This is a genomic window from Erythrobacter sp. S158, from assembly GCF_057364915.1.
This window is the reverse complement of sequence record NZ_CP200279.1, coordinates 264,901-287,884: the sequence shown is the minus strand read 5'-3', so window position 1 is coordinate 287,884 and position 22,984 is coordinate 264,901. Positions and strand designations below refer to the sequence as shown.

Annotated in this window: 25 protein-coding genes; 9 read left to right on the top strand and 16 right to left on the bottom strand. The window is 59.9% G+C overall.

The features are described 5' to 3' along the window. The first annotated feature begins 23 nt into the window (after positions 1 to 23). Positions 24 to 1,574, top strand: a complete 1,551-nt coding sequence (locus tag AC0V6T_RS01545) for an acyl-CoA carboxylase subunit beta (RefSeq protein ID WP_486123729.1) — start codon at positions 24 to 26, stop codon at positions 1,572 to 1,574. Here the strand turns inward: AC0V6T_RS01545 and AC0V6T_RS01540 are convergent. Then, on the bottom strand, positions 1,571 to 2,839 hold the full coding sequence (locus AC0V6T_RS01540; protein ID WP_486123727.1) for a multidrug effflux MFS transporter: 1,269 nt from the start codon (positions 2,837 to 2,839) through the stop codon (positions 1,571 to 1,573). The genes AC0V6T_RS01545 and AC0V6T_RS01540 overlap by 4 nt on opposite strands. Positions 2,840 to 2,967: 128 nt before the next feature. Between AC0V6T_RS01540 and dinB the strand changes: the two genes are divergently transcribed. Further along, entirely contained in the window at positions 2,968 to 4,119 is a 1,152-nt protein-coding gene (dinB, locus tag AC0V6T_RS01535) for a DNA polymerase IV (RefSeq protein ID WP_007165187.1), read from the top strand. A 3-nt stretch (positions 4,120 to 4,122) separates the two neighbouring features. Here the strand turns inward: dinB and AC0V6T_RS01530 are convergent, their stop codons facing one another. The 4 genes from AC0V6T_RS01530 to AC0V6T_RS01515 all read right to left on the bottom strand — a co-directional run bounded on the left by AC0V6T_RS01530 (position 4,123) and on the right by AC0V6T_RS01515 (position 6,489). Continuing rightward, the gene (locus AC0V6T_RS01530; protein ID WP_007165188.1) at positions 4,123 to 4,620 is read right to left on the bottom strand and encodes an NUDIX domain-containing protein; all 498 of its coding nucleotides are present in this window, start codon (positions 4,618 to 4,620) and stop codon (positions 4,123 to 4,125) included. Beyond that, complete coding sequence (locus AC0V6T_RS01525) at positions 4,608 to 5,246, bottom strand: 6-phosphogluconolactonase (RefSeq protein WP_486123724.1); 639 nt, start codon at positions 5,244 to 5,246, stop codon at positions 4,608 to 4,610. Before AC0V6T_RS01525 ends, AC0V6T_RS01530 begins: the two co-directional genes overlap by 13 nt. Before the next feature lie 70 nt (positions 5,247 to 5,316). Next, entirely contained in the window at positions 5,317 to 5,796 is a 480-nt protein-coding gene (locus tag AC0V6T_RS01520) for a Dps family protein (RefSeq protein WP_007165190.1), read from the bottom strand. A gap of 129 nt (positions 5,797 to 5,925) precedes the next feature. Further along, positions 5,926 to 6,489, bottom strand: a complete 564-nt coding sequence (locus tag AC0V6T_RS01515; protein WP_486123722.1) for a hypothetical protein — start codon at positions 6,487 to 6,489, stop codon at positions 5,926 to 5,928. Between the two features lie 297 nt (positions 6,490 to 6,786). Here AC0V6T_RS01515 and AC0V6T_RS01510 point away from each other — a divergent pair, with 297 nt between their 5' ends. The 7 genes from AC0V6T_RS01510 (at position 6,787) to AC0V6T_RS01480 (ending at position 10,009) form a co-directional block, all read left to right on the top strand. Further along, positions 6,787 to 7,581, top strand: coding sequence for an SDR family oxidoreductase (locus AC0V6T_RS01510; protein WP_486123720.1), 795 nt, complete (start codon positions 6,787 to 6,789; stop codon positions 7,579 to 7,581). Positions 7,582 to 7,648: 67 nt separating this feature from the next. Continuing rightward, a complete protein-coding gene (locus tag AC0V6T_RS01505; RefSeq protein WP_486123718.1) occupies positions 7,649 to 8,020 on the top strand; it encodes a hypothetical protein in 372 nt (123 codons plus the stop codon). 18 nt (positions 8,021 to 8,038) lie between these two features. Continuing rightward, complete coding sequence (locus AC0V6T_RS01500) at positions 8,039 to 8,191, top strand: hypothetical protein (protein ID WP_486123716.1); 153 nt, start codon at positions 8,039 to 8,041, stop codon at positions 8,189 to 8,191. Positions 8,192 to 8,443: 252 nt separating this feature from the next. Beyond that, positions 8,444 to 8,737, top strand: a complete 294-nt coding sequence (locus AC0V6T_RS01495; RefSeq protein WP_486123714.1) for a hypothetical protein — start codon at positions 8,444 to 8,446, stop codon at positions 8,735 to 8,737. Positions 8,738 to 8,882: 145 nt separating this feature from the next. Next, complete coding sequence (locus AC0V6T_RS01490) at positions 8,883 to 9,029, top strand: hypothetical protein (RefSeq protein ID WP_486123712.1); 147 nt, start codon at positions 8,883 to 8,885, stop codon at positions 9,027 to 9,029. Between the two features lie 262 nt (positions 9,030 to 9,291). Further along, positions 9,292 to 9,525 carry a hypothetical protein gene (locus AC0V6T_RS01485; RefSeq protein ID WP_486123710.1) on the top strand — a complete coding sequence of 78 codons (234 nt, stop codon included), beginning with the start codon at positions 9,292 to 9,294 and terminating at the stop codon, positions 9,523 to 9,525. A gap of 238 nt (positions 9,526 to 9,763) precedes the next feature. Continuing rightward, complete coding sequence (locus AC0V6T_RS01480) at positions 9,764 to 10,009, top strand: hypothetical protein (protein WP_486123708.1); 246 nt, start codon at positions 9,764 to 9,766, stop codon at positions 10,007 to 10,009. Between the two features lie 277 nt (positions 10,010 to 10,286). Here AC0V6T_RS01480 and AC0V6T_RS01475 read toward each other — a convergent pair whose 3' ends face one another. The 11 genes from AC0V6T_RS01475 to AC0V6T_RS01425 all read right to left on the bottom strand — a co-directional run bounded on the left by AC0V6T_RS01475 (position 10,287) and on the right by AC0V6T_RS01425 (position 22,982). Next, positions 10,287 to 10,625 carry a hypothetical protein gene (locus AC0V6T_RS01475; RefSeq protein ID WP_486123706.1) on the bottom strand — a complete coding sequence of 113 codons (339 nt, stop codon included), beginning with the start codon at positions 10,623 to 10,625 and terminating at the stop codon, positions 10,287 to 10,289. After that, positions 10,622 to 10,870 (bottom strand): hypothetical protein, encoded by a 249-nt coding sequence (locus AC0V6T_RS01470; RefSeq protein WP_486123704.1) that lies wholly within the window; start codon positions 10,868 to 10,870, stop codon positions 10,622 to 10,624. The genes AC0V6T_RS01475 and AC0V6T_RS01470 overlap by 4 nt, the downstream gene beginning before the upstream one ends. After that, positions 10,867 to 11,448: an N-acetylmuramoyl-L-alanine amidase gene (locus AC0V6T_RS01465; RefSeq protein ID WP_486123702.1), complete on the bottom strand. Its 582-nt coding sequence runs from the start codon at positions 11,446 to 11,448 to the stop codon at positions 10,867 to 10,869. Before AC0V6T_RS01465 ends, AC0V6T_RS01470 begins: the two co-directional genes overlap by 4 nt. 172 nt (positions 11,449 to 11,620) lie before the next feature. Further along, complete coding sequence (locus AC0V6T_RS01460) at positions 11,621 to 12,148, bottom strand: hypothetical protein (RefSeq protein ID WP_486123700.1); 528 nt, start codon at positions 12,146 to 12,148, stop codon at positions 11,621 to 11,623. Then, positions 12,145 to 14,679, bottom strand: a complete 2,535-nt coding sequence (locus AC0V6T_RS01455) for a hypothetical protein (protein ID WP_486123698.1) — start codon at positions 14,677 to 14,679, stop codon at positions 12,145 to 12,147. Before AC0V6T_RS01455 ends, AC0V6T_RS01460 begins: the two co-directional genes overlap by 4 nt. Further along, entirely contained in the window at positions 14,679 to 17,114 is a 2,436-nt protein-coding gene (locus AC0V6T_RS01450; protein WP_486123696.1) for a right-handed parallel beta-helix repeat-containing protein, read from the bottom strand. Before AC0V6T_RS01450 ends, AC0V6T_RS01455 begins: the two co-directional genes overlap by 1 nt. Beyond that, a complete protein-coding gene (locus tag AC0V6T_RS01445; protein ID WP_486123694.1) occupies positions 17,114 to 17,581 on the bottom strand; it encodes a SprB repeat-containing protein in 468 nt (155 codons plus the stop codon). Before AC0V6T_RS01445 ends, AC0V6T_RS01450 begins: the two co-directional genes overlap by 1 nt. Next, positions 17,581 to 18,180 carry a hypothetical protein gene (locus AC0V6T_RS01440; RefSeq protein ID WP_486123692.1) on the bottom strand — a complete coding sequence of 200 codons (600 nt, stop codon included), beginning with the start codon at positions 18,178 to 18,180 and terminating at the stop codon, positions 17,581 to 17,583. Before AC0V6T_RS01440 ends, AC0V6T_RS01445 begins: the two co-directional genes overlap by 1 nt. A gap of 34 nt (positions 18,181 to 18,214) precedes the next feature. Further along, positions 18,215 to 21,196 carry a hypothetical protein gene (locus tag AC0V6T_RS01435; RefSeq protein ID WP_486123690.1) on the bottom strand — a complete coding sequence of 994 codons (2,982 nt, stop codon included), beginning with the start codon at positions 21,194 to 21,196 and terminating at the stop codon, positions 18,215 to 18,217. Continuing rightward, the gene (locus AC0V6T_RS01430; RefSeq protein ID WP_486123688.1) at positions 21,193 to 22,356 is read right to left on the bottom strand and encodes a D-Ala-D-Ala carboxypeptidase family metallohydrolase; all 1,164 of its coding nucleotides are present in this window, start codon (positions 22,354 to 22,356) and stop codon (positions 21,193 to 21,195) included. Before AC0V6T_RS01430 ends, AC0V6T_RS01435 begins: the two co-directional genes overlap by 4 nt. Beyond that, positions 22,356 to 22,982 carry a hypothetical protein gene (locus AC0V6T_RS01425; protein WP_486123686.1) on the bottom strand — a complete coding sequence of 209 codons (627 nt, stop codon included), beginning with the start codon at positions 22,980 to 22,982 and terminating at the stop codon, positions 22,356 to 22,358. The genes AC0V6T_RS01430 and AC0V6T_RS01425 overlap by 1 nt, the downstream gene beginning before the upstream one ends. Between the last annotated feature and the right edge of the window lie 2 nt (positions 22,983 to 22,984).

The window sequence follows — 22,984 nt, the reverse complement described above, 5'->3', positions numbered from 1 at the left end:
CGGATGGCGCGCGGATCATCTAAATGAGCTGGGAAAAAGAACTCGAAGAACTGCGCCAGCGCGAAGCCTTCGCCGATCAGATGGGCGGCGCGGACAAGGTCGCCAAGCAGCACGGTCGCAGCAAGATGGATGCGCGCGCGCGGCTCGATGCGATATGCGATCCGGGATCCTTCCGCGAAATCGGCAAGATCGCTGGCAAGGGTCACTACGACGAGAACGGCGACCTGACCGGCGTCACCCCTGCCCCGTTCCTGTTCGGTAAGGCCACGATCAATGGTCGCCCTGTGGTCGCGACGGCAGACGACTTCACCATTCGCGGTGGCGCAGCAGACGCCGGGATCGCGCGCAAGATGGTGCAGGCCGAGACTATGGCGCACGAACTCAAGCTGCCGATCATCCGCATGATCGACGGCACGGGCGGCGGCGGGAGCGTCAAAACGCTCGAACAGATCGGCGCTACTTACATTCCGGCGGTCCCGGGTTGGGGAGCCGTGGTCGAGAACCTCGACACAGTGCCGGTGGTCGCGCTTGCGCTTGGGCCGACGGCCGGGCTTGGCGCGGCGCGGACGGTCGCCAGCCACTATTCGATCATGGTGCGCGGACTATCGCAATTGTTTGCCGCTGGCCCTGCCGTGGTCGATGGCCTTGGCGCGGCATACAAGAGCGCCGAGGACCACCAGCTAGCCAAAGAAGAGCTTGGCGGCGTCGACATTCATACGCGTAACGGCGTGGTAGATGACGAGGTCGCAAGCGAGGCCGAGGCTTTCGCCCGCGCGCGCTACTTCCTCTCCTTCATGCCCGAACATGTCGGCCAGCTTGCCCGCCGCGCGGAGAACACCGACCCGGTGGACCGCCGCGAAGAAGCGCTGCTCAGCCTTGTCCCGCGCGATCCACGCCAAGTCTATTCTATGAGGCAGGCGATGGAGATGGTGCTCGACCGGGGCACCGTATTCGAGATCGGCAAGAACTGGGGACGCGCCGCCATCACCGCCTTTGCCCGGCTCGATGGCTGGCCGGTTGCGGTGGTCGCGAGTGATCCCAGCTATCTGGGCGGCTCTTGGGAGGCAAAGACCAGCGAGAAGGTCGAGCGTTTCGTTAAGCTCGCCGATCAATTCCGCCTGCCTATCGTTCACCTCGTCGACAATCCCGGGTTCATGATCGGACGCGAGGCGGAAGTAGCGGGGACAATCCGCTACGGCGTGCAGGCGATGAACGCGATCTACAAGGCGAGCGTGCCACTGGCGTGCATCGTCTTGCGCCGTGCCTACGGCATTGCGGGCAGCGCAATGAGCAATGCAGAGCGCTACCAATATCGCTTCTGCTGGCCGAGCGGTGATTGGGGAAGCCTGCCCATCGCAGGCGGGATCGAGGTCGCTTACAAGTCCGAACTCGAAGCGTCACAAGACCCCGAAGCCGAACTCGCCGCGATCCGCGAAAGGCTGGCGAAAGTCACCTCGCCGTTCCGATCAGCCGAGCGATTCAATGTCGAGGACATCATCGACCCGCGCGATACGCGGCCATTGCTGTGCGAATTTGCGCAGCTTGCATGGCGCAAGCTTGAGGCCGAGGCCTAGGCTCTATTCGGGGCTTCCTTCGCGCCCAGACCCATCTCGGGCTCCGGCGGACCAAACAGCTTGCCCTTTTCGCTGAACAGGACGAGCGCAAGGCAGGCGAGCCCGGCGGCCAGCAGCGAAAGCGCAAGCGGCTGCGGCGTGCCGTCATAGGCGTAGCCCACCGCTGCGCCCAACAGGGCGGCGACGGTCAGACGGATAAAGCCGTGAACCGAGCTCGCCGCGCCTGCGATGTCGAAAAACGGGTTCATCGCGATCGAGCCGAAATTGCTGCCGATAAAACCGAGCAGCATCATGTTAATCGCCATCAGCGGCACGAATTGCCACAGGGTCTCGTTTGGCTGGAAAGCGAAATAGACCTGCAGGCTGGCAACGAAGATGAAGGTGAGCAGCGCAGTGTGGCTCACGCGGCGCGCGCCGAAACGCTCCACAATGCGCGAGTTCGACCAGCTGGCGAATGCCATCGAGCCTGCGCAGATCCCGAAGATGATCGGGAAAAGATCCGGCGCACCGAAGCTTTCGGAGATGAGCTGCTGCGAGGAATTGATGAAGCCAAACAGTGCCCCGAAGACGAGCGAAGATCCGATTACGTAACCGATAATGCTCGGCATGCTCACCGCGCGCAGCATGTTGCCGCCGATCACGCGGGGGCGGATTTCCTGACGGTTCTCTTCGGTGAGGCTTTCCGGCAGGCGGAAATAGACCCATGCTCCGATGATGAGCCCCTGAAGCGCCATCGCGCCGAAGATCATGCGCCAGTCGCCGACAAGCAGGATGACCTCGCCGATGCTTGGAGCGATGGCGGGGACCATCAGGAAGATCACGAATATCAGGCTCATCATGCGCGCCATCTTGTCGCCGCCCACCCGGTCGCGAATGATCGCCGGCGGCAGAGCGACAATGCCCGCACCGAAAAAGCCCTGCGCCGCACGAACGGCGATCAATGCCTCGTAAGTGGTCACAAGCGCGCTTGCGATGGAAAGGACAATATAGACAGCGATCGACCCTAGGAGGATCGGGCGGCGACCAAATCGGTCCGCCAATGCGCCGGGAATGAGCGCCCCGATGCCCGCGGTCAGCAGGTAGACGCCGACCACGAACTGACGATCATTGCCTTGGACGGACAGCGACACCGCAAGCTCGTCAAGCGCAGGCAGGATCGCGTCGATCCCAAACGCCTGGAGCGCCATGAGCAGGGCCATCATCCAGATCATCTCGGTCTCGCCGAGACGTTTGGTGGGCGCAGAGATGGGGGCAGAGGTTGCCATTGCCGCTCCCTTGCCCTGAGGCTCACCCGATGACCACTGTTCTTTTCGCATATGCACAAAATCGCTGTGTTCGCGGAAAGTTCCAGCAATGCTTTCTTCGCAGCAACGAAGCGACTATTTCGTGAGGCATGTCCGAAGACCCCTCCAACGATGCAGAAGACGAGGCCGAAGCCTCGGGCAGCGGAGGGCTGCGCAAGATCATTCACGTCGACATGGACGCCTTTTTCGCGAGCGTCGAACAGCGCGACGATCCGGAACTGCGCGGAAAGCCGGTGGCCGTCGGAGGATCAGGCGGACGCGGCGTAGTGGCAGCGGCAAGTTATGAAGCCCGCAAGTTCGGAGTGCGCAGCGCCATGCCATCGGTCACGGCCAAGCGGCTGTGCCCCGACCTCATCTTCGTGCGCCACCGCTTCGATGCCTACAAGGAAGCGAGCCGCCAGATCCGCCGCATCTTCGAGCACCACACGCCGCATGTCGAACCGCTCAGCCTCGACGAGGCCTATCTCGACGTGACCGAAGACCGGCTCGGCATCGGCAGCGCGACCCGGATCGCTGAACTCATCCGACAGGAAATCCGAGCCAAGACCAAGCTGACGGCGAGTGCGGGGGTGAGTTACAATAAGTTCCTCGCCAAGCTGGCTAGCGACCAGAACAAGCCGAATGGATTGTGTGTCATACGTCCGGGTCAGGGCGCTGACTTCGTCGCTGGCCTGCCGATCCGGCGTTTTCATGGCGTGGGGCCAAAGGCCGAGGAGAAGATGAAACGCCTTGGCATCGAAACGGGCGCCGATCTTGCTGCAAAGGACATCGAGTTCCTTCGCGCCAACTTCGGCTCCTTCGCCGACTACCTCTACCGCGCCGCGCGTGGGATTGACCTGCGCCCGGTGCGCGCGCACCGCGTCCGCAAGTCGGTCGGTGGGGAGCGCACTTTCAGCGAGGATATCTCAAGCGGGGCTGCCCTGCGCGACACGTTGGAGAACATCATCGAGATCGTCTGGGGGCGGATCGAGAATGCCTCAAAAGACGACAAGCCCACCCGCGGGCGCACGATTACTCTCAAGGTGAAGTTCACCGATTTCCAGATCATGTCGCGCGCGAAGTCAGTCCCGCACTGGATCGAGGACAAGCAGGAGTTTGCCCGCCTGTCGCGCGAACTGCTCGAAGAAGCGCTGCCACTTCCGATGCCGATCCGGTTGATGGGACTGACGCTGAGCAATCTTGAAGGCGCGCAGGATCGCGGCAAGGAGCAACGCGAGGACGCGCAGCTCAGCCTGCTATAGCGATCACTTTCGGTTGCCCGCCTTCCACTGCTCGATCCGCCTGCGAGTGACTCGCCCTAGAGGCTCGGGAAGCGAGTGGGAGGGGAAAAAGCGCGCATCAACGACTTCCCTTCCATCCGGCTTGGGCCGCGTATCGCAGATCGCGTGAAACAGGTACGCGGTGTGAGGAGAACCTGAGATGCTCTCGGTCAAGGCACCCAGCGTCTCGATTTCGGCAAGCGCAATGCCGACTTCTTCCATCACTTCGCGGCGCGCGCCTTCCTCTGGGTCTTCGCCGCGCTTGATCCCTCCACCGGGAAGCGCCCAGACGTCAGGGCCATAAGAGTGCTTGAGCAACAGGATATCGCCGGAAAGGTTGGTGACGATCACGCTTGTCCCGGCAATCGGTGCGCCTGAAAACTTGCGCCACCTGTGTCGAACCGAATGAGCGATCGGGAGCAAGGCCCGGTGCAGTGGCTTAGGTAGCAGGCGCTCTGCAATGCTCGCGATCAGGTGAAGCATGTCACCGGAATACCTCGGGCCATTGCTGCCTTGAGAAGGCGCGCAATCGGCAGGTCGTTTTCACCCGCCATCGCAGCTTGGAAGACTGCAGCCTTCTCAGCAGATCCGCCAAGGGTAAGCACCACTTGCCGCGTCTTGAGAAGCGCAGGCAGCGTCAGCGTGATCCGGTCGAAAGGCGCGTTTGCAGGCAACGGATCAGGCGTGATGCGGCGGATGGCGTCGGCATCATCCACCTGCGGGTCGGTGTTTGGGAAGAGTGAGGCGATATGACCGTCCGCTCCCATGCCGAGCCAGGTCAACGCAAACTCGGGCACGTTCTCCAGATCGCCAAGCGCAGTGATGCCTGCCCCGGTCGGTTCGAGAAGTGCGCGCATTTTGCCAGTGTTGGATGCCACATGATCTTCGGGCACTATGCGATCATCGTTGGGAATGAAATTTGCGCGCTCCCAGGACGGCCCCGGATCGGCCGCAATCATCGCTTCAAGAATCGGAAACGGCGTCGATCCGCCAGGCATGGTGATGAAATAGCCGCCCTCGTCCGCGGCCTCAGCGGCAGCCATGCGCTCGCCAAGCCATTGGGCGATTGCTTGGTTGTCAGCGCCTTCGATGATGTCGATCGTGCTCATCGCACCCGCATAGCAAAAGGGCCGCTCCCGCAAAGCGGAAACGGCCCTGTATTCGCGTGAGTGCCGAGAATTACGCGGCCGTCGGCTCTTCGCCCAGGATCGAGCTCAGGAACCACACGCGCTCTTCGGCCATGTCGGTCCAGTCATCGATGAGGCCATCGGTTGCATTGTCGCCAGCGTCTTCCGCTAGCGGCTTCATGCCCTTGAGGCGGTCGACCATCTTCTTGTTGTCGTCGCGAAGTTCACGCACCATCGCGTCGGGATCAAGGCTGGCTGAATCCTGATCCTTAATGTTGGTGTGCTTGGTGATCGAGCCGATCGAAGTCAGCGTTTCGCCACCGATCTTGCGCACGCGCTCACCGATTCCGTCGATCTGGTCGCGGATTTCGATTGCCTGCTCGTCAAACAGCAGGTGCAGGTCGCGGAAGCGCGGGCCCTTGATATGCCAGTGGAAATTCTTCGACTTCGTGTAGAGCGCGAAGTGGTCTGCCAGCAGGCCATTAAGCTCGGTGATGAGTGCGGTTTTCGAATTGTCGTTCGTGTCTGCCATCGGGGGTTTCTCCTAATCTATAATGCGAACTGTTCGCAAAGCATCGCTTTCCGAATGTTACACTCAACCAACCCGCGAAGTGCGAAATCGTTTCGAGAAATCGGCAATCAGCCTGATCGCCTTAATCGATCACAAGAATGTGTAACGAGCATTCAACCCGATCATGAGCGCTGCAAGAAAAGAACACACAGCGAGCCCCATGCGCAGAGCCCGCAAAGGGAACTTCTGCAGTCGATCAAGGCCCAGACCCCATCCAAGCCCAATCGCCGCAACTCCTCCAACGGCTCCGCCAAGCAATGCGGTCGTCGGGTAGATCGCCCAAGCGGCGAGCGCAAATATCACGAACCGCGCAGCGTCGCCAATCTGGCGAAACACAAGCACCGCTCCGATTGCGACATAGGAGCGGGTCGGCTCTTTCATTCGCTTGAGCTTAACCGGCCACGCCAGTTCGAAAGCAGCAAGCGCGAGCGCGAACGCGACCAGCATCTCTGCAGCGCGCCGTGGCAGGATCGCAGCAATGCTCGCGCCCGCATAGGCCATGACGGCAGCGCTCGCGATGGCGCATGCGCCGGCGATCAAGAGCAGTGGTACATTTCGGTCAAGCTGCAACGAAAAGAGCGCGACAATGCTCTGCTCTCGCCCGCCGAAAGCGATCACGAAAGTGAGGATCATGGCTAGAAGGAAGGCGTCCATCCGAGTGCTCTAGCATTGTTGCCGGGGTGCGCCAGTCGCTTGGCAAGACGCGGTGCGCGCTTCCTTTACAAGGTCCACGAAAAGCGTCGTTTTCCTACTCGCCAACATTGCGTTAAGTGTCTCGCTATGCCCTGGTTTTCCGACAGTTTTGCCCGACTGTCACTCGCCTTGGGGAAGGCGGGTATTTTGCCTCCAGGACCGTGTAACATGCGGTCCATGTTGCACTATCTCATGCCGCTAGCCATGACCGGTTATGGCGCGTAGGCAAAGCCAGATACCAACAGGGAGAGGCGAGCGATGAAACTCGAAACGGGAATGGCAGCAGTTGTAACGGGCGGCGCATCAGGACTTGGCCGGGCGAGCGCTGCGGCACTTGCCGAAGCCGGGCTCAAGGTGGCGATCTTCGATATCAATGATGAGTCGGGTGAAGAACACGCTGCCGCGATCGGCGGGACTTTCCACCATGTCGACATCATGGATGAGGACAGCGTCGAAGCCGGTTTCGCCGCCGCGCGCGCAGCCAATGGTCAGGAACGGGTGACAGTGCACTGTGCCATGGCATCCAGGCGCGGCAAGACGCTTGGCTGGGACAAGGAAACCGCCGGATATAAGCGCCTGCCCACTGAAGACTTCGCGTTTGGCGCCGAAGGCATCTTGGTGACGAGCTACCGGGTCGCGAGCATCTCGGCCCTCGGGATGGCAAATGCAGAGCCGCTCAATGATGACGGTGAGCGCGGGTCGATCACGCTCACGGCCAGCGTGGCGGCGCAGGATGGCCAGATCGGACAGGTTATCTATGGATCATGCAAATCCGGGGTAAACGGCTTGGTGCTCCCGATGGCCCGTGACCTGATGGACCTTGGCATCCGGGTGAACTCGGTCATGCCCGGCATATTTGCGACTCCGCTGATGCTCGGGATGAAGGATCGCAATCCGCAGATGTGGGACCAACTCAACGCGAGCGTCCCTTTCCCAAAGCGCCTCGGCGAACCGGAAGAATTCGCCTCGCTTATCTGCGAGATCGCGCGCAATTCCTACATCAACGGTCACCAGTTCCGCCTGGACGGCGCAATCAGAATGCCGCCGAAATAGGAAGTCTGCTGAGAGGGCGTGGAGCGGGTGAAGGGAATCGAACCCTCGTCTTAAGCTTGGGAAGGCTATGCACTGGCTTGAAAACCGCAGGAATTCGCGGTTCGCAATGTTCCAAATGGCGGAACACGGCGCGAATGAACGCGGAACATCGACCGAATTTACCGCAGTTTTACCGCATCTAATGGAACGCGAACATATGGCGAATAAAGCTGAGCAGCATGAACAGATGGTGTTGGGTGTTTCTGTTGGCATGGGCGCTGCAGCCGAGCTTGCGCGTCAGGCAGGCTACTTCGACGCAGCAAAATGCATTCGAGATTATGCCAAAAAGTGGGACAGCAAGGTACGCCCCGCAAGGCCCCGCGCCATGGTTCGCGGTGACATCTTTCCTCCCAGCGCCACGCGATACGCTGTCGGAGCCGACTTTGGCCTGCCCGCCTAACCAATGGAGATGCATCTAATGAGTGAGAGAGAGCAGATAGTCGAATGGCTGCGCGAAAAGTCCGACGCTTACTACAGGGGCGGCGAGGCCAACACGGTAGCAACGTGTTTTGATGACGCAGCAGACGCAATCGAGCGCGGCGATCACATGAAGGGACAGTCTAATGAGTGAAGATGGATGGAAGCCAATCTCGGAAGCACCCAAGGATGGGACAGCCGTTCTGATCTACGGAGGAACTTACTTTTGGGACAGCAACCCGGATTTAGAATTGCCGTTCCCTCACATCACCATGGCGTCTTGGCGCTCGCATTGGGGTGAGGAAGGTTGGCAAGGCGACCAGGAGGCTCACGACGAATGGGCTTGGCATGAGCCCACACACTTTCAGGCTCTCCCACCCCCACCTACTGTAAAGGATATTTGAGGATGAGTGACGTGATTGAAACGATTGCGCGCCGCATTGCAGTTGAGGACGAAAGCGATCCCGACGCAAAGTGCATACTGTCTGGCAAGCCAAACTACACCCATTGGGAGTGGTGCGCTCAAGCAGCCCTAGAAGCCCTCAAAGACGTTGGTTTTGCTGTTGTCCCTGTAGAGCCGACTAGCGACATGAAGCTGGCTGGCGCTGAAGCCATCACCGAAGATCACATGCGGAAAATGGCCAACTACGACGCTTCGATTGATTGCTACACCGCTATGATTGCGGCTTACACGAAGTGAGGCGATCAGTAGGCTCTATAGGCCTGCTTACTTTTGCCTTCGTGTGGTGGTGTGTCTGGCTTGGATATATGGTTTTCGGAGAATGATGATGGACCGATACATTGAGAAGATTGTGCCCTGCCACCCCTGCGGAGAGACGGGCCGAATGCCTGTGATTTTCGGTCTGACGCGCAAGTGTAGGGCGTGCGGTGGGCGCGGCTTTAAGAAGGTGAGCTACGACAGTCGTTTTCCCGAAGACACAGTGCAGCGCATCCTGTTTGATGCCGAGTTTAACACCAATACGATCCCATGATGGCCGAATGCTTCGCACCGCGCTTTCATGCTATCGCACCGAGCCTGCGTCTCGACCTTACGGTTTCAATCGCTTTCGGAAAGGAATGAATGATGCGCCATGAAATTTGGGATCGAGACTGCCCTGCCTGCCCGTTTTGCGGCGAAAAGGACTTCGATATTCCGGGCCTTGCTTGGCACATACAGCAACATTGCGAGGTTGCTGAGGAGGCGCTTGAGCATCAACGCAACGATCTGCGCAAGTTCTACAGCAAAGCGCCTGCATGACCCTCTGGCAAGCCATATCCCATATAGACGCAATAGGTCCGTTTAAAGCAGTAGACCGGGTACACTGGCTTGAGTTTCGAAAAGGTATCGAGCAATGGCGCGAACACAACGACCACCCGCAAATAGATGCCGCCTTTCAAACTGTAGCAGATATGCCAGAGACACTACCAGATGAAGCAGAAAGATGGGATGAATTAGCGCATCAAGTGGTGATGGAATTACTAGGTTAGAACAAAAGGAATAAGTATGTGGAAGCGGATACTTTGCCGCCTGCGTGACCATCGCGGAGCCTATGTCATGGGTCATCAAACCCTAAGACGGCGTATTGTCGAGCTTGAATGCCTTAACTGCGGATACACATGGAAAGAAAAGCGTTAGGCCGAATGCTTCGCACCGCGCTTTCATGCTATCGCACCGAGCCTGCGTCTCGACCTTACGGTTTCAATCGCTTTCGGAAAGGAATGAATGATGAACGCAAACGACACGGACGACTTCCCCGCACCTGCCTTTGTAAAAGCCAGCCTCCTGCACGGTGGGCCGGTGAAATGGCGCATCGAATATGGCGACGGAAAGTTTGCGAAGTTCGGTCAGGCATCCAATCCGGGCGACGGGCTCATCAAGCTGTCGCGGGACGTACTAGACACTGAAGGTGTCTCGGCAGTGTACGTGAAGCATCACGGCAATGACTGTGAGAAAATGGTCTTCGCAGCCTAACCCTCATCCAGCATAGGAATAATCAACTCGCAGGCGTCAAAATATCCCGAGGAACTTGGGTCGGGCGCTCTCGATAGCCTGGCGATCGCGTTCCTCGCAACGCTCGATTATGCCGATGGCGTCATCGGTGCGCGAGTTGGCGATTTGCAGCTGCCCAGTCTGCGCAACACCGAAATTGATCCACTCTTTGAGACGTTCAAGTTGATCCTCGGTAGATGCGGGGGCAGGAGCATTGGGGACGCCGGTCCGCCAAGAACTCGGGACAAGCTGCGAACAGTCACTTTTTGTTGCAAATACCGAAGTTGATGCACAGCCCGTCACGGCCAGCGCGATCAGCGGAATCGCTATCAGGTGCTTGATCGACATTGTCTTGCACTCCTTCTACTGTCTTTTGCGTGTCTTCAGCCGCGGCTTGGTTTTCGCCGACTGTCTCCACGGCATCTTCGCCGCTTTCAATTGCGGCCCCAGCCTGTTCTGTGGCTACGTCAGCTTCGACCTTCGTATCACCGATGAACCATGCTCTGACGGCCAGATAGAGCCCCACAGCGACGGCTACGGCGATCAGGGTTGCGACAATTCGACCAGTGAGGGTGAGGCCCTTGAGGAAGCCCATCATCGCTCAATCTCCCCTGTAATGCCGTCAGTGCTTGCACCGAACGACAACCGCCGCGCTTGAATGTTCTCGAACCCGTGCAGGAGCTCGCGCACAAACAGGATGGCGACAAGGCCAAGGCCGATTAGCGTCAACTGCCCGCCCTCGGCTTTCCAGATGATCCAGCCAAGGAACGCCAGCATCACCAGAGCCCCGACGGTGTGAACCGTGGTGCGGATGGCGCGGCGTGTGTCGGCCTGAACGGTCATTTGACCGACCTCCACCAGGCCCGCGCATCGAAGCTAGGGCAGGCCTTTGCTACGCCCACATGGTCGCGGTGACCTAGAACCTCGGCTTTCGGGTAGGCCTTCGCCAGCTTGCGCACAAGATCTTCCATGGCCTTCTTTTGCGCATCCGTGCGAGTGTCTTTTGCGCGACCGCTTGCGTCCACACCGCCGATATAGACAACACCAATTGAACCAGTGTTGCGGCCTCTCACATGGATGCCCACACGGCTCTCAGGAAGGCCCCTCTGGACCGTCCCATCCAGCTTGATGATGTAGTGGTAGCCAATGCGCGACCAACCGCGCCCTTGCGGTTTAGGATCGGTGTGCCAGCGCTTAATATCGTTGACGTCGAAGTCCTTACCTTCAGGCGTGGCGACGCAGTGAATGACAATGCGCTTGATGTTCTTGCCACTGCCCGTCACAGCCGCGCCGGGTTTAGGCTTGGCGGGTGTGTCGAGGCCAAACTTGCTGGCGATCAGACGCGCAGTGTTCGGGCCGGGGATGCCATCAGGGCTTGCGCCGACATGCTCTTGGATGCGCCGCCAAAGTTGTTTGCTCATGGCAATTCCTCAAACTGCCCGGTGAAGCACATTCCCTCCTTGGGCACGGAAAGGGAAAGATCGGCGCGAGGCCACACAAACGGGCGCGCCGTGCATGGAAGCGGCGCAAGCTTGGCGTCCGTCAGGCGATAGTGAGCGCAGCCTGCCAGCAGCAGGAGCAGCACCAGCAGTCTCATTGACCCGGTGCCGGATTGATTGGCTCAAAATTCGTGCGCTCTGGAATAACGAACGGCACCTGCGGGCTGTCGAAACTTTGGGTGCCATCTGGCGCATCAGGATAGTTTACGCGCACCTGAAACACTGCGAGTCCCGGCGTTGCCCTGATTGGAACCTCAAACTCGTAGGTCAGATTGTGCACCCCGACCGGAAGCTCGATGCCGTCAAAGCTTAGGCGCGAGCGCCGCAGCACCCCATCACCATTAATGATGGTCCCCGTCACCTGTGGCTTTCCGCAATCATCGCGCAGTCGGCGCACATTGTTCAATGTAATTGAGGCGAAGTCCCCGGGAGGCGCGGGCCGGATAACATGACCGGTGCCAGGGATTGACGAGCAGCGCGTCGGGCGCGGATTGGCGACGGTCTTGATGTACTCCTGCACGCGCCATTCGATAAACCACCAGACGCCAGTGCCAGTCATCGCGAGAAGCGCAAGAATTGCGGTAACGGCTGTGGCCTTCGCGCTAAGAGAACTGAGCGTCACGGCGTGCCGCCCTGCGTGAAGTTGCCGCCACGCTTCCAAGTGTCTGCATTCGCGTTCACGACGCTGGCATCATTGCTGATGGCCTTGTGAAGCGAGCCGTTGAAATCGACCCGGAGGTCAGCAATGCGCGTGCCTGTCGGGACGGGGGTGTTGCCATTTGCCTTCGCAAGGAAGATAAAGGCCCGGTTCGACTGCAATACGCCATTGCCGGGATTGGTGAACGGCGTTGTGGTCAGACTGCCATCCACAGTCAAACGGACCTCCTCGGCGGTCATGTCAACGTCGAACTCAACTTCCTGCCACTTGTCGGCCACGACTGTCCCCGCAGGAGCAACCGGCAAGAGTGTCGCCACCCTCGCACCTGTGCCATCTTCAATCGTCGCCTCAAGCGAACCGTCAGAGCGCACAACCAAGTCGCAACCCGTGCTAATCTGAGCATACAAGTTGACGGTGTTCGGAACAGATGTGGGGTGGTAGAACAGCCCCCGCGCTGTCAGGCGGTTTGTAGAAGCGGGAACATTGGCCGTGTCTTGGAAGTAACCCGTAGTCGCGCCCTGTTCCAGCCATGCAGTCGGGGCAAGCGTGGTGACAATCGAGACGGTCTGCTCAAAGCCGTTAATGGTGACAGATGCCGTAACGCTTGCACCGCTGGTCGCTGAACTTGTGCGGCGAATTTGGATGAACTGGTCGTGGTCAATCGTCCCGCTGGCCGTGGTCCATGCCTGAACCTCGGTAATGCCATCGGTATCAACCGAACGCCATTCCGTGCCAGCACCGACGCTGACAGTCTGGCTGGTAAGCTCGTTCAAAATCTTGCGCAGCGGCAATTCAATGACCGTGCTTGCAGCCTGCCCGGAAAGCGTGTTCCAGTGCACGCCGCTCGGCAGGTTTTCCCACTGAATGACTTGCGTGTAATCGGTCGTTGTCCAATCAACCCCATCGCGAGAGGCAACCGCACCGATCCCAAGACCCTCTACGGCTGTCGTAATCGCGCTCTCAATGGCCGTGCGAGTGGTTGCGGCTGAAAGGTCCGCAAGGTTTGGTAGAACGGCTGCACGGCTTGCTGCGTCGCCCAGAACGAAGTTACCATCCTGCAAGAACGGCGCGTCGGTCTCGTTGAAGTTGGTCGCAATCGTGTTGCCGACATAGACCGTGCCATCGTCGTCGTGGTCGATAATGACAGACGGGCTATCGGAGGTAATGTCCCGGCCATCAAAGATGGTTGCGCCGTAAACGAACGCATCGCGCACCTTGAAGGCCGTGCCTTCCTCGCCAATCGACAGGGCGCGCCCCGCACCGCCAATTTGCATGGTGGAGATGTAATACTGGTTGGTGAAGCTTGGGTCGAAGTCGTTGTCTGAGACAAAGATGCCTTGGTTTTTCACGCCAATACGGCGCGGCGTCAGGCGAACGCGGTTGCCTGCGTAATAGATCGGGCCAACCGTACCGCCCGGCACGTTGTTGAAGATCTGAAACTGGTCGCCGTGCGGGTCGCGGGCGTCACCGTCCAAGTCCTCTGCAATGCCAGTGCGCGCAAAGGGCAGGCATTCGAGGTTGCGGAACATGTAAAGCGCCGCACCCGGTGGGGGGCTAAGCGCAATGACGTCCTGATACATGCGGTCGAAGTCACAATCCATCACCACGGCGCGAACTGTGGGCTTGAGGCCCTTCATACCGTTCGACAGGTCGCGGAACACGCAATCGTAGAACTCAATGTCCTCAAGAACAGCGCCGCCCTCTTGTTGGAAAGCACTGCCGAGATAAGCAGAGAGACCAATCTCCGTGCGGGCGTTGACTTCGCTTGTCCCTGAAGCGGTGATGATAGCGAAATGCGTGTCCGTTGCAGGCACAAGGCCTTGAATGCGACGCCTTGCGCCGGGCGCTACAGACGTATCGCCAGTGGTGGCCGTGACACCCGAACCGCCGACAACAACGTGAGCCGTCTCGGTGCCTCGATTAAAGAACTCAATCCAGCCATCAGGGCCGCTCGCGTCCTTCCATGTCAGCGCATAAGTCGTGCTGGTCGTAGTTGCGGTCTGCACATTGCCGATGCGGTCATATTCAGGCAGGGTGGCATCGGTGGTAAAGTCAGCCAGACCCGCGCCATAGCCATGACGAAAGGTAGTCCCGTTGAGAAAACGCAGCTTGCCAAACGTCCCGGTACCTAATTCTAGGCATCCGGTGTGATCTGCTGGCCAGCCCGTCATCTGGAAGTGCAGGTTGTCGAAGTCGATGCCCCGCGTCGTGCCGCGAAGCTCAATCGACGGGATTTGGGCAGATGCGTTCTGGCCGCGAATAACCAGCGGAGCGCCCACCGCGCTCATGTCTTTCCCGTCGATGACGCGCTGCGTGAAGTTTGAGCCTTGAACCTCGACAATCGCGCCTGACAGGGTCGCTGCCGTATTGGCAAAAACCGTGTCCCATTCAGCGTCGTTTGTGACGATAAAGTCAGGATCGGGAAGTGACGGGACAACCGCGCCAAGGATGGGGCGAGGCGAGAGGCCGAGGCCAAGTGAACCGAGCGCCAGCATTATTTCGCGCTCCAACCGGTGTTTCCGGTCCCGCTCTCTTTGATGTACAGGGACGTTCCAGCGCCGCCGTCAAGTCGGGCGTATTGCGATCCGATCCGGGCCGTAACGACCCCTTCTGGCGTTCCTGTGCCCCTTGTCTTTGCTATGCCCCCCGGCGTGTCATGCAAGACAGGCGTGTTTCCCGTGTTGCTCAGATTGTCGAACACATCGACCCGCGAGCAAGTATCGGTCGCCAGAATGTCCTCGTCAGTATTGGTGCTGTTCACTGCCTGGCAGTTGTTGCCTGAAACAACCACGTCCTCGGAGTTGTCCTGCACCACAATGCCGGGCTGATTTGCGCCAAGCCCGAAGTCGGTGAGCATGTTGCCCGAGACAACGCCGCGCAAAGAGGTTCCCGTCACGAGAATACCTCGCGCCTGCATGTCCTTCAGAATGTTGCCGGTGACGCTGAAGTCACGAGCCGCGTTGATCGCTATGGCCGCGGTGGAGTTGCTTAGCGTCAGTCCCTTGTTACCGCTGACCACCATGTCTTCATTGGTGATGGTCCCACCCGCAATCATCAGGCGGTCAAGGTTTGAGCCGTAGTTATCACTCACCACCAGACCGCGTGTACTGCGTGCGTCAATGCAATCGCCCACACAATCCCGGAAGTGGTTCTTGGTGATCGCGACATCTTCGTGGCGGATGGTCGTGTCGGTGCCGAGCGTTACGTCAGACAGCAGAATTGAGTTCGTACCGTTGGTATCGAAGAAGTTCTCGGCAATCGTGATGCCACAGGATGCTTCAGCCTGATTGGTCTGGACCCCGTTGACGTCTTCTGAGCTCGTGGAGCCTGCCGGGGTTGCAGTGATCTGAATATCCTGCCCAACGCCGTCCTTGAACGTGTTGTTGATGATCTTGGAGTTCTTCCACTTCCACACGCGAACAGCCGCGAAAACGCAGCTATCGAAAATGTTGCCTTCGATGATGATGTCTTCGGGAAACTCGCCCTGCACCGAGCCATGAGCACCTACCGCGACATGCGGCGCACCGAAGTTTACATCGTCGTTTTCCGGATTCGGACCGAACTCGCAGTAGAGCACCCGAATGTTCTTGTTCTGCTTGCGCTTGTAAAGGCCGAAATAAGGGAAGGTGCTCGGCACGTTGTGATCGAGCTGAATGATCTCAGCCGTGTCAGTGATGTCGTTGTTGAGCGCGTAGCCAAGGAATTTGCAGTTGCGGAACTCCACATCATCACACACTGACATGTCCACGCAGTGACCATCGCCAATACTGTCCATGAACTGTGCGCCGGTCACACGAAGGCGCGTGCCAAAGCCAAGGGCTAGAGTGGTGTAACCATCGTAGATCCCCGCAGCGTATCCCTCCCAAATGCCACCGATAACCTCGACATTGCCGTTCCCCTGATAGGCCGTAATGTCCGAGGACGTAGTGAAGCCCCGCCCATTGGTGTAAAACGAATTGCGGTGACCCTTGAAAAGAACCGCGCCGTTTTCTAGCCGAAACGTGGTGTTTGCGCCTGACTTGAGTGTGTCGCTCAGAAAGTAGTTTCCTGGAGGAACGATTACCTCACCGCCGCCCGCGGCATCGACCTGACCGAACGCCGCGTCGAACGCTGCGAAACTGTCGGTGCCGTAGGCATAGCGCGCATTGGACGCCACGGTCGTCAAGGCCGCATCTGTCAGTTCGATCGAGGTTGCCGAATTCACTGCCGCAATTGTGGTGGTGAGCTCCGCGCCGCCCGTGCCAGCCTTGCCGATTACGATGGCCTTGCCAACGTCACCCGAGACGAAAGCGGCGTTCGTATCGGTGAACGTCGCATCGCTGGCAGTCGCAACGCCGGTTGTGCTCTTCACACCATCGCCCACCGCGCCTTTGTCGGTGACGGTGACAGTCTCGCTAAGCTTCTGCTCGACCGTGCGCATTCCAAAGCCGACAAGCGCCGAACCACCCGATGCTGCAAAGCCCGCCTCACTTGCCGCAACTGCTGCCGAGAGGTTCGCGCTGGTGGCAAGCGGGTCAAGGGCCTCTGATCCAGACGCCGTGCGCGCGTAAGGCTGCAAAGCGGAGCCGCTGCGGACCTGAAAGCCTTGACCCTCGGTGGTGGCCGCTTCACCGTCTGCAATGCTGTTGACGATCGGTCCGGCATATGCCTCAACTGACGTTGCCAGATCTTGCAGCGTCGGCAGGACCGCGACCGATTTACGATAGCGCAGCCGACCACCGAAAAAGACCTCGAGAACGAACGGGCCGACACCCGCTCCAAACGTCTCGTAAAAACCATCTGCGCCCGACGCGATCGGGTTCGCCATCGCGTTGCCCGACGCATCCTGAAGGCTCGCGGCAAGCACGCCATTGTCGAACACGAAGATTTGCGCCCCGACGACAGGAACATCGTTCTGGTCAGTGACGTTTCCGCTGATCTGCGTAGTCATCAGAAAACATCTCCGTAGTTGTAGACGCGCGCGCTCACATTGACCTGACCCGTTCGGCCTCGGTCGTCAGTGACAGTGCAGCGAAAGTCGTTTTCGCCATCGGCCCCTGCGGGCACGTTCTGGCGTGAAAAGTTTGTGGTGCGCGACGCAGGCGAATTGATCGTCCAGTCAGCCTCAAGGCCGATTTGCGTCCATGCATAGCTGTAAGGTGCGGTCCCGCCCGTCGCGGTGACCGTGACGCTGTTGGTTTCGATCGATATATCTGCAGCCGACCCATCTGCCCCGACCGCGTTAGGCGGGTTGGCACTGACCGAAAGCGCATCTGCCAAGGGGGCGCTGTCGAAAATGACCGCGTCGCCTGTGCTGGTCAGAACTGAAATCCGGGCAATGTCTGACTTGCCCGCAGCGTCTTGAAACGCAACGCGTGCAATGTCCGAATTGCCAGAGGTGTCACGAACCCCGATCATCAGACAGGCTCCTTTTCGAACCAGATGTCGCCGGGCTGCGTGCGCGGATCAGATGCGCCGTTTTCGGTGATGAAAATGCGCGCGTTCGTGAAAGCCGCGCTTGCCATGTAGACATGCGCGCCCGCTGCATTCCGCAGGATCGAGCCGGTCATCGTGCCGCCGGTGAGGGGGAGATCGTTCGTCACCCCGGCGTAGGCGCGCAGAGAAGCTGAATCAGCCAGAGTGAGTAGCGCGCGCCCGTAAGACGTGGTGCTGAGAGCCGCAATTGCAGCCAGGTCGCTATCGAAGGGCTGAAACTGATTTGCGTCTAGCGCAGCGTTCGCGATGTAGAACACCTCGCCACCATCCTCGTCACGGGCCCGCATCGAGAATTCGGTTCCGGCAACAAAAACGAGCGACGGATTACCCGATTTGCGCGGAAATCCACCGACAACCGTGATGGGCTGCGGCGCGGCGATCGTTAGTTCGCCATCAAAGAACGCATCGATCGGATCGACTTCGGGATCTTTACCGACTTCGCCGAGATACAGCGTGCCGGTAAGCGGAAGTCCGCGGCGATCGAGAAACGGCGCAAAGGGATTGCCGACGCGTTGGCTCATGGGTACGATCTCCCGATGCGTGTAATTTGGCGGATCATCGCGGCACCTCTACTGTGGTGGTTTCTCCCGACGGTGGCGTTTGTCCTGTCTGGGGGTCGACTGCCGTAGGTTCGGCAGCAAGGCGCTGCGGCGACTGCGCTACGGCGTCGGTCAGATAATCCCGGAACAGGATCACATCTGCGCTGATCGGGCCCTGAGCGCGCGCTAGGCGGTTCAGGTGTTCAAGCTGACCTTCCACCGCTTCAGCGCTGGGCTGCGTGTTGTTGCGAGCCGCGCCGCGCTGCATTTTTGCGAAGCCGGTTGCCCAGCGCACGAACGGCGGATGCGTCCAAAGACGTGCAAGGCCGTATGATCCAACAGTCTGGGCTGCGAGAGTCTGAAAGCCGCCGGTGAGCCCGAGAGCGCCCGTCACGACCATACCCGTATTCGAGGTGTTGCGGGTGCCGTCTGATGCGGCAATGTCGCCCACCACTTCGGCAAATTCATCGAGCCGCGCTCGTAGCGCGGAATTGCCGCCGCCAAACAGCAGGTTTTTCGCCTTGGGCGTCATGTCTTTGAAGGTGCGAACAAACGTGGCGGCGCTGAAATCGCGGCCTTCGCTGTTCGCAGGCTGGCCCATGAGGCGGATCATGCCCGATGCGACTTCATTCCATTCCGAGTTGGGAATCGACTTGCGCAACTCGGCAAGCGTTTTCATGTCGGTCGTGGCTTTGCCGCTTGTGACCATGGCGCGCAGCTTCTGCGCCGCACGTTCTGGCGCCTGCATACCGTCGCGGCCAAGCACAACCGAAAGCGTATCCTGAATGCGCGTCTCGACTTGACGGTTTAGCGTATTCGCGCGCTCAAAAGCCGCAAGTGCGCGCGGACCCTTCGCAGCCGCCGTGGCCCGCATGTCTTCGCTCAGCGCACCATAGAGCCGGGCAAGAGTGCTTTGGCGGGCGTCCTGCGCACCGATGCGCAGCGGACCCATGTCTTCGCCAACCGCGCTGCGCAGGGCTTTCAGATCCGACCAGCTTAGGTCGCCGCCGCGATCCTCAAAAGCGTCGAACATTGCCTTGACGCGGCTGTCGCGCAGAAGGCCAGGCGCATCGCGCGCCACAGCATCAGCAAGGGGTTCAGCGGCATCGTTTGCGGGCGAAAGGGCCCCAAGTAGCCGCGAGGCCTTCGGGTCTCCCATGAGGTTTTGCAGCGCCGGATTGCTGGCGAACTGCTCGTTAACTTCCTCGAGCGCGGCAACCGTGTTGTCGATCTGCGCTGGCGCATTGCGGCCAATGGGGATTGCGTCATAAGCCTTGCCGACCACACCGCGATCAAGCGGGTTATCCTTTGAGCCTTTCGCGCGTTCAATCCAGCGCCTCGCGCCGCGCTGTAGCGCCTCGCCCGTCGCTTCCGATCCAGATGCGGCACCATAGTCGCCCGCGACGCTTTCAACCGCATCATCAACCTGCGCGCCGGTACGATTGCGTGCAGCCTGCGTGACCGACCCGCCACCGGGCATGTTGTCCAGCGTGCGCTCGACAATTTTGGCGCCTTGGCCGCGCACATCGCCGATCGAAAGGTCAATGCCGTAGCGCTGCGCACGCTCATATTTTTCAGCTGGGGTGAGGTTCGGCGCAACCTGGTCAGCAACCTCTTCTGTCGCCTCTTCGACAGTTTCGCTTGCTGCCTCGCTTGCCGCCGCGCCGCCGCGATTGCGGAACCGGCTCACTATGGCATTGCCGATCTTGTTACCGACAAATGCGCCCGTTCCGCCTGCTACTGCGCCAAGCGTGCGATCTTCATTGTTTTCGCCAGCGCCATATGCCGCGCCGTAAGTTACCTCACCGGCAAGCGCGCTGCGACCGGCGAGCCCTGCCAACTTTGCCGCTGGAACCATTGCTCCAACCCCGCCCGCAACCTCACCGGCAAACGATGCAATCGGCGATTCTTCACGCAGCGCGTCCTTGACTGCCTGCGCATCGCCGCCTGCCATTTCGTCAATTGTGCCTGCGGTGAGTGCATTTGCGGCACCCACTGCAAACGCAGATCCGGTTTCGCCAAGTACACCGCGCAGATTTTCCGCCGCATCATTGAGCGCGCTGCGTTCAGTGCCGGGGCTTGGTTGCCACTGCACCGTTCCGCCATTTGCGCGGCGCTCAAGGTACTGCTCGATCCCCGGCGTGCTCGAAATCGGGTCGCGACCAACTTCCGCTGCGATCTGGTCGAGCTCTTCGAGCGACGCGCCGCTGTCCCACGCCGATTGAATGCGCGAGGCAATGTCGCGGTCTTGCTGTGTGAGCTGCGGCGCACCATCCTCGACAATGGCGGGCGCTGCGTCGCGCTGCGGGGCGCGGGTAACTTCGCCGTCGATCGCGCGCTCAAAATCGGTGAGCGTTGGCGTTGCACCCTGAAAACCTGCGAGCGTGCCGTTTTGCTCGTAGTATTCTGCTGCCGCATTCTTGGCCGCTGCGGCTTCATCGATCTGTGTGAGAAGGCGTTCCAGACGCTTGGCGTTCTCCGCCTCGCTCTGCGTCTGGTTGTAGGCGCGCGCGATGAGGCGCTTACCTTCGTCGTTGGTGAACTGCGCGCCAAGGATCAGGCGAAGGTTCCGCTGCACAACCTCTTCAACCGCGTCACGCGCCGCAATTGATTCCGGATTGGTGAAGGCGCGCACCATGTCCGGTACGTTGCCGGTGATTGGGCCGGTTAGGTCTTGGCCAGCGCGCAGCGCCTGAACGACCTCCTGAAGCTGGCTGCGGTTCTTCTGATAGTCTGCGCGGCCACCATCAACCGCCCACTCGACGTAGGTTTCGGCAAACTTGTTGTCGACGGCCTTTTGCGCCGGGGTCAGGCTGGTTTCCTGTGCTTCTCGATTGGCTTTTTGAACTGCCAGATCAAGCCGAACATCTTCACGCTGCTCTTGCCGAGCATCACGCGCACGCTCTTCCGCCGCGCCCGGCGCAGCGATGAACCCGCCCTGCGTCGGCGCCGGTTCGGCGACAATTTCGAATTCCGCCCAAGGATCTTGCGTGCTCATCGTGCCGGAACCCTCATGCGACGACCATCAGGGGCGACAAACTCGGTGCCGGGCGGGAGTTTGCGAGCCTCCTGGACGCTGCGCACACGCACAACGCTACCGGGCCGAACCGAAGGCTCGACATGAACGTGGTCGCCCTCATTGATGACGTCGAAGCCGGGGCCGTATGCGGTCTTGAGCCGCTGATGAAACTGCCCCATCGACATGCCGGAAGGTGGCACGAAGTCCCGCGCTTCGTCTGTGAGGTGGTAGCTGCTCGCCGTACCGCCGACTTGACGGTTTCGTTCCGGCGTCCGCGCGCGACTTGTGGTGCGCAGTCCCGGTACGGCGTTGACCGCCGTTTCTTCGATGAATGAGCCAAGCGCCGGACCCGAAAGCCCCACACCCGAACCGCTTTGATCACCTCCCCTCGGTTTTGCACCAGGCCCGAGCGCCTGACTGCGTGGAATAATGGACGTCCCGGCAGGGCCGGTGATTTGAATGAGAGGATCGGAAGCGTTTTCGCGAATGCGAGCCGCCGCCGCTGTGTCGCCACGCTGCTCAGCTTCGCGCGCAAGACGCTCGGTCTGCGTGATGTCTTCATCGAACCGGGCGTAATTCTCGCCGAACTTGTCGCCGGTGAGCGCGGCAAGCTGCATGCCGATCACACCTGTCGCAGCGCGGATCTGCACCGGATCGCCGCTTTCGAGCGCATCGAGTAGCGCAACGTCGTTTGGGTCTTCCTGACCCGCCGCCCGGTCAGCCTCGACACGTTCGCGCAACAATCCTGCGGCGCGCTCGGTATTTCCTGCGCGAGCGTTTTGAAAAATTGCACCCATCGCGGTCAGTTCGCCGCGGCGTGCGCGCTCATCGAGACCTTCGAACGCTTTGACGACGCCTTCCGACATTTCAGGATAACGCGCCTGAAGCTGAAAAATGTTTTCCGGTGTCGGGCTGCGCAGCACCGCGTCACGATCTTCGATGAATGCCTGTTCGCGCGCTTGTTTCTGCTCAGCTGCGCGCAATTGCACCTGCAAAGCCTGCTCGCGCATTTCGAACTCTTTGTTCCGCTGCTCGATGACCGCGTCTTGCAGCATCATTTGGCGCAGATCCGGGACAAGGCTTTGCCCTGCGCGAAGTACGCCCGCATAGTTGACCTGAGGAACGAAACCGCCGCGCATCAGAACTTGATCTTGTCGAGGGCGGCGCCGAGAGCAGTGCCGACATTGGCAAAGTTCTGCGCGTTTACACCGCCGCGAATGAGAGCGCTTTGTGCTTGTGCATTGCCGATCGCGTTGCGCTGCGCGTTGGAGCGCGCGACCGCGCCCGCGCCGAAATTGCCAAGCGCAGCATCAGAGCCTGTGCCAACACTGATGCCCGCTGCATAGTCACCGAGTTGCTGGCGAAGAACCTGCGTAAGCGTGTCTGAACCGAACCGTGCGAGCGCTTCATCCGTGTTGCCGCTGCGAAGACCGCCGGTCGCGCTTGCCGCGGCGAGATTGGCTTCAAGGCCGCTGTCGAACAGTGTTTGATAAAGGGGGGAGGCGCGCAGAGCGGCGATTTCTTCGGCTTGAGCGTCACTGCCATCAAGGCCCACAAGACGGCGATATGCGGCGATGGAATCTTCGCCAAGCGCCTGTTCACTGGCAAAATCGTCGCGCGTCAGATCAAACTGTCGGCGCTCTTCAGCGATGGCCTGATTTGCGATGCGCTCTTGCGATTCAGCCGCGATGCGCGCACCCTTGCTGCTCGACCCGCCGCCGAGCAAGCCACCCGCAAGACTCCCAATTGCTGAAAAAAGGCCCATGC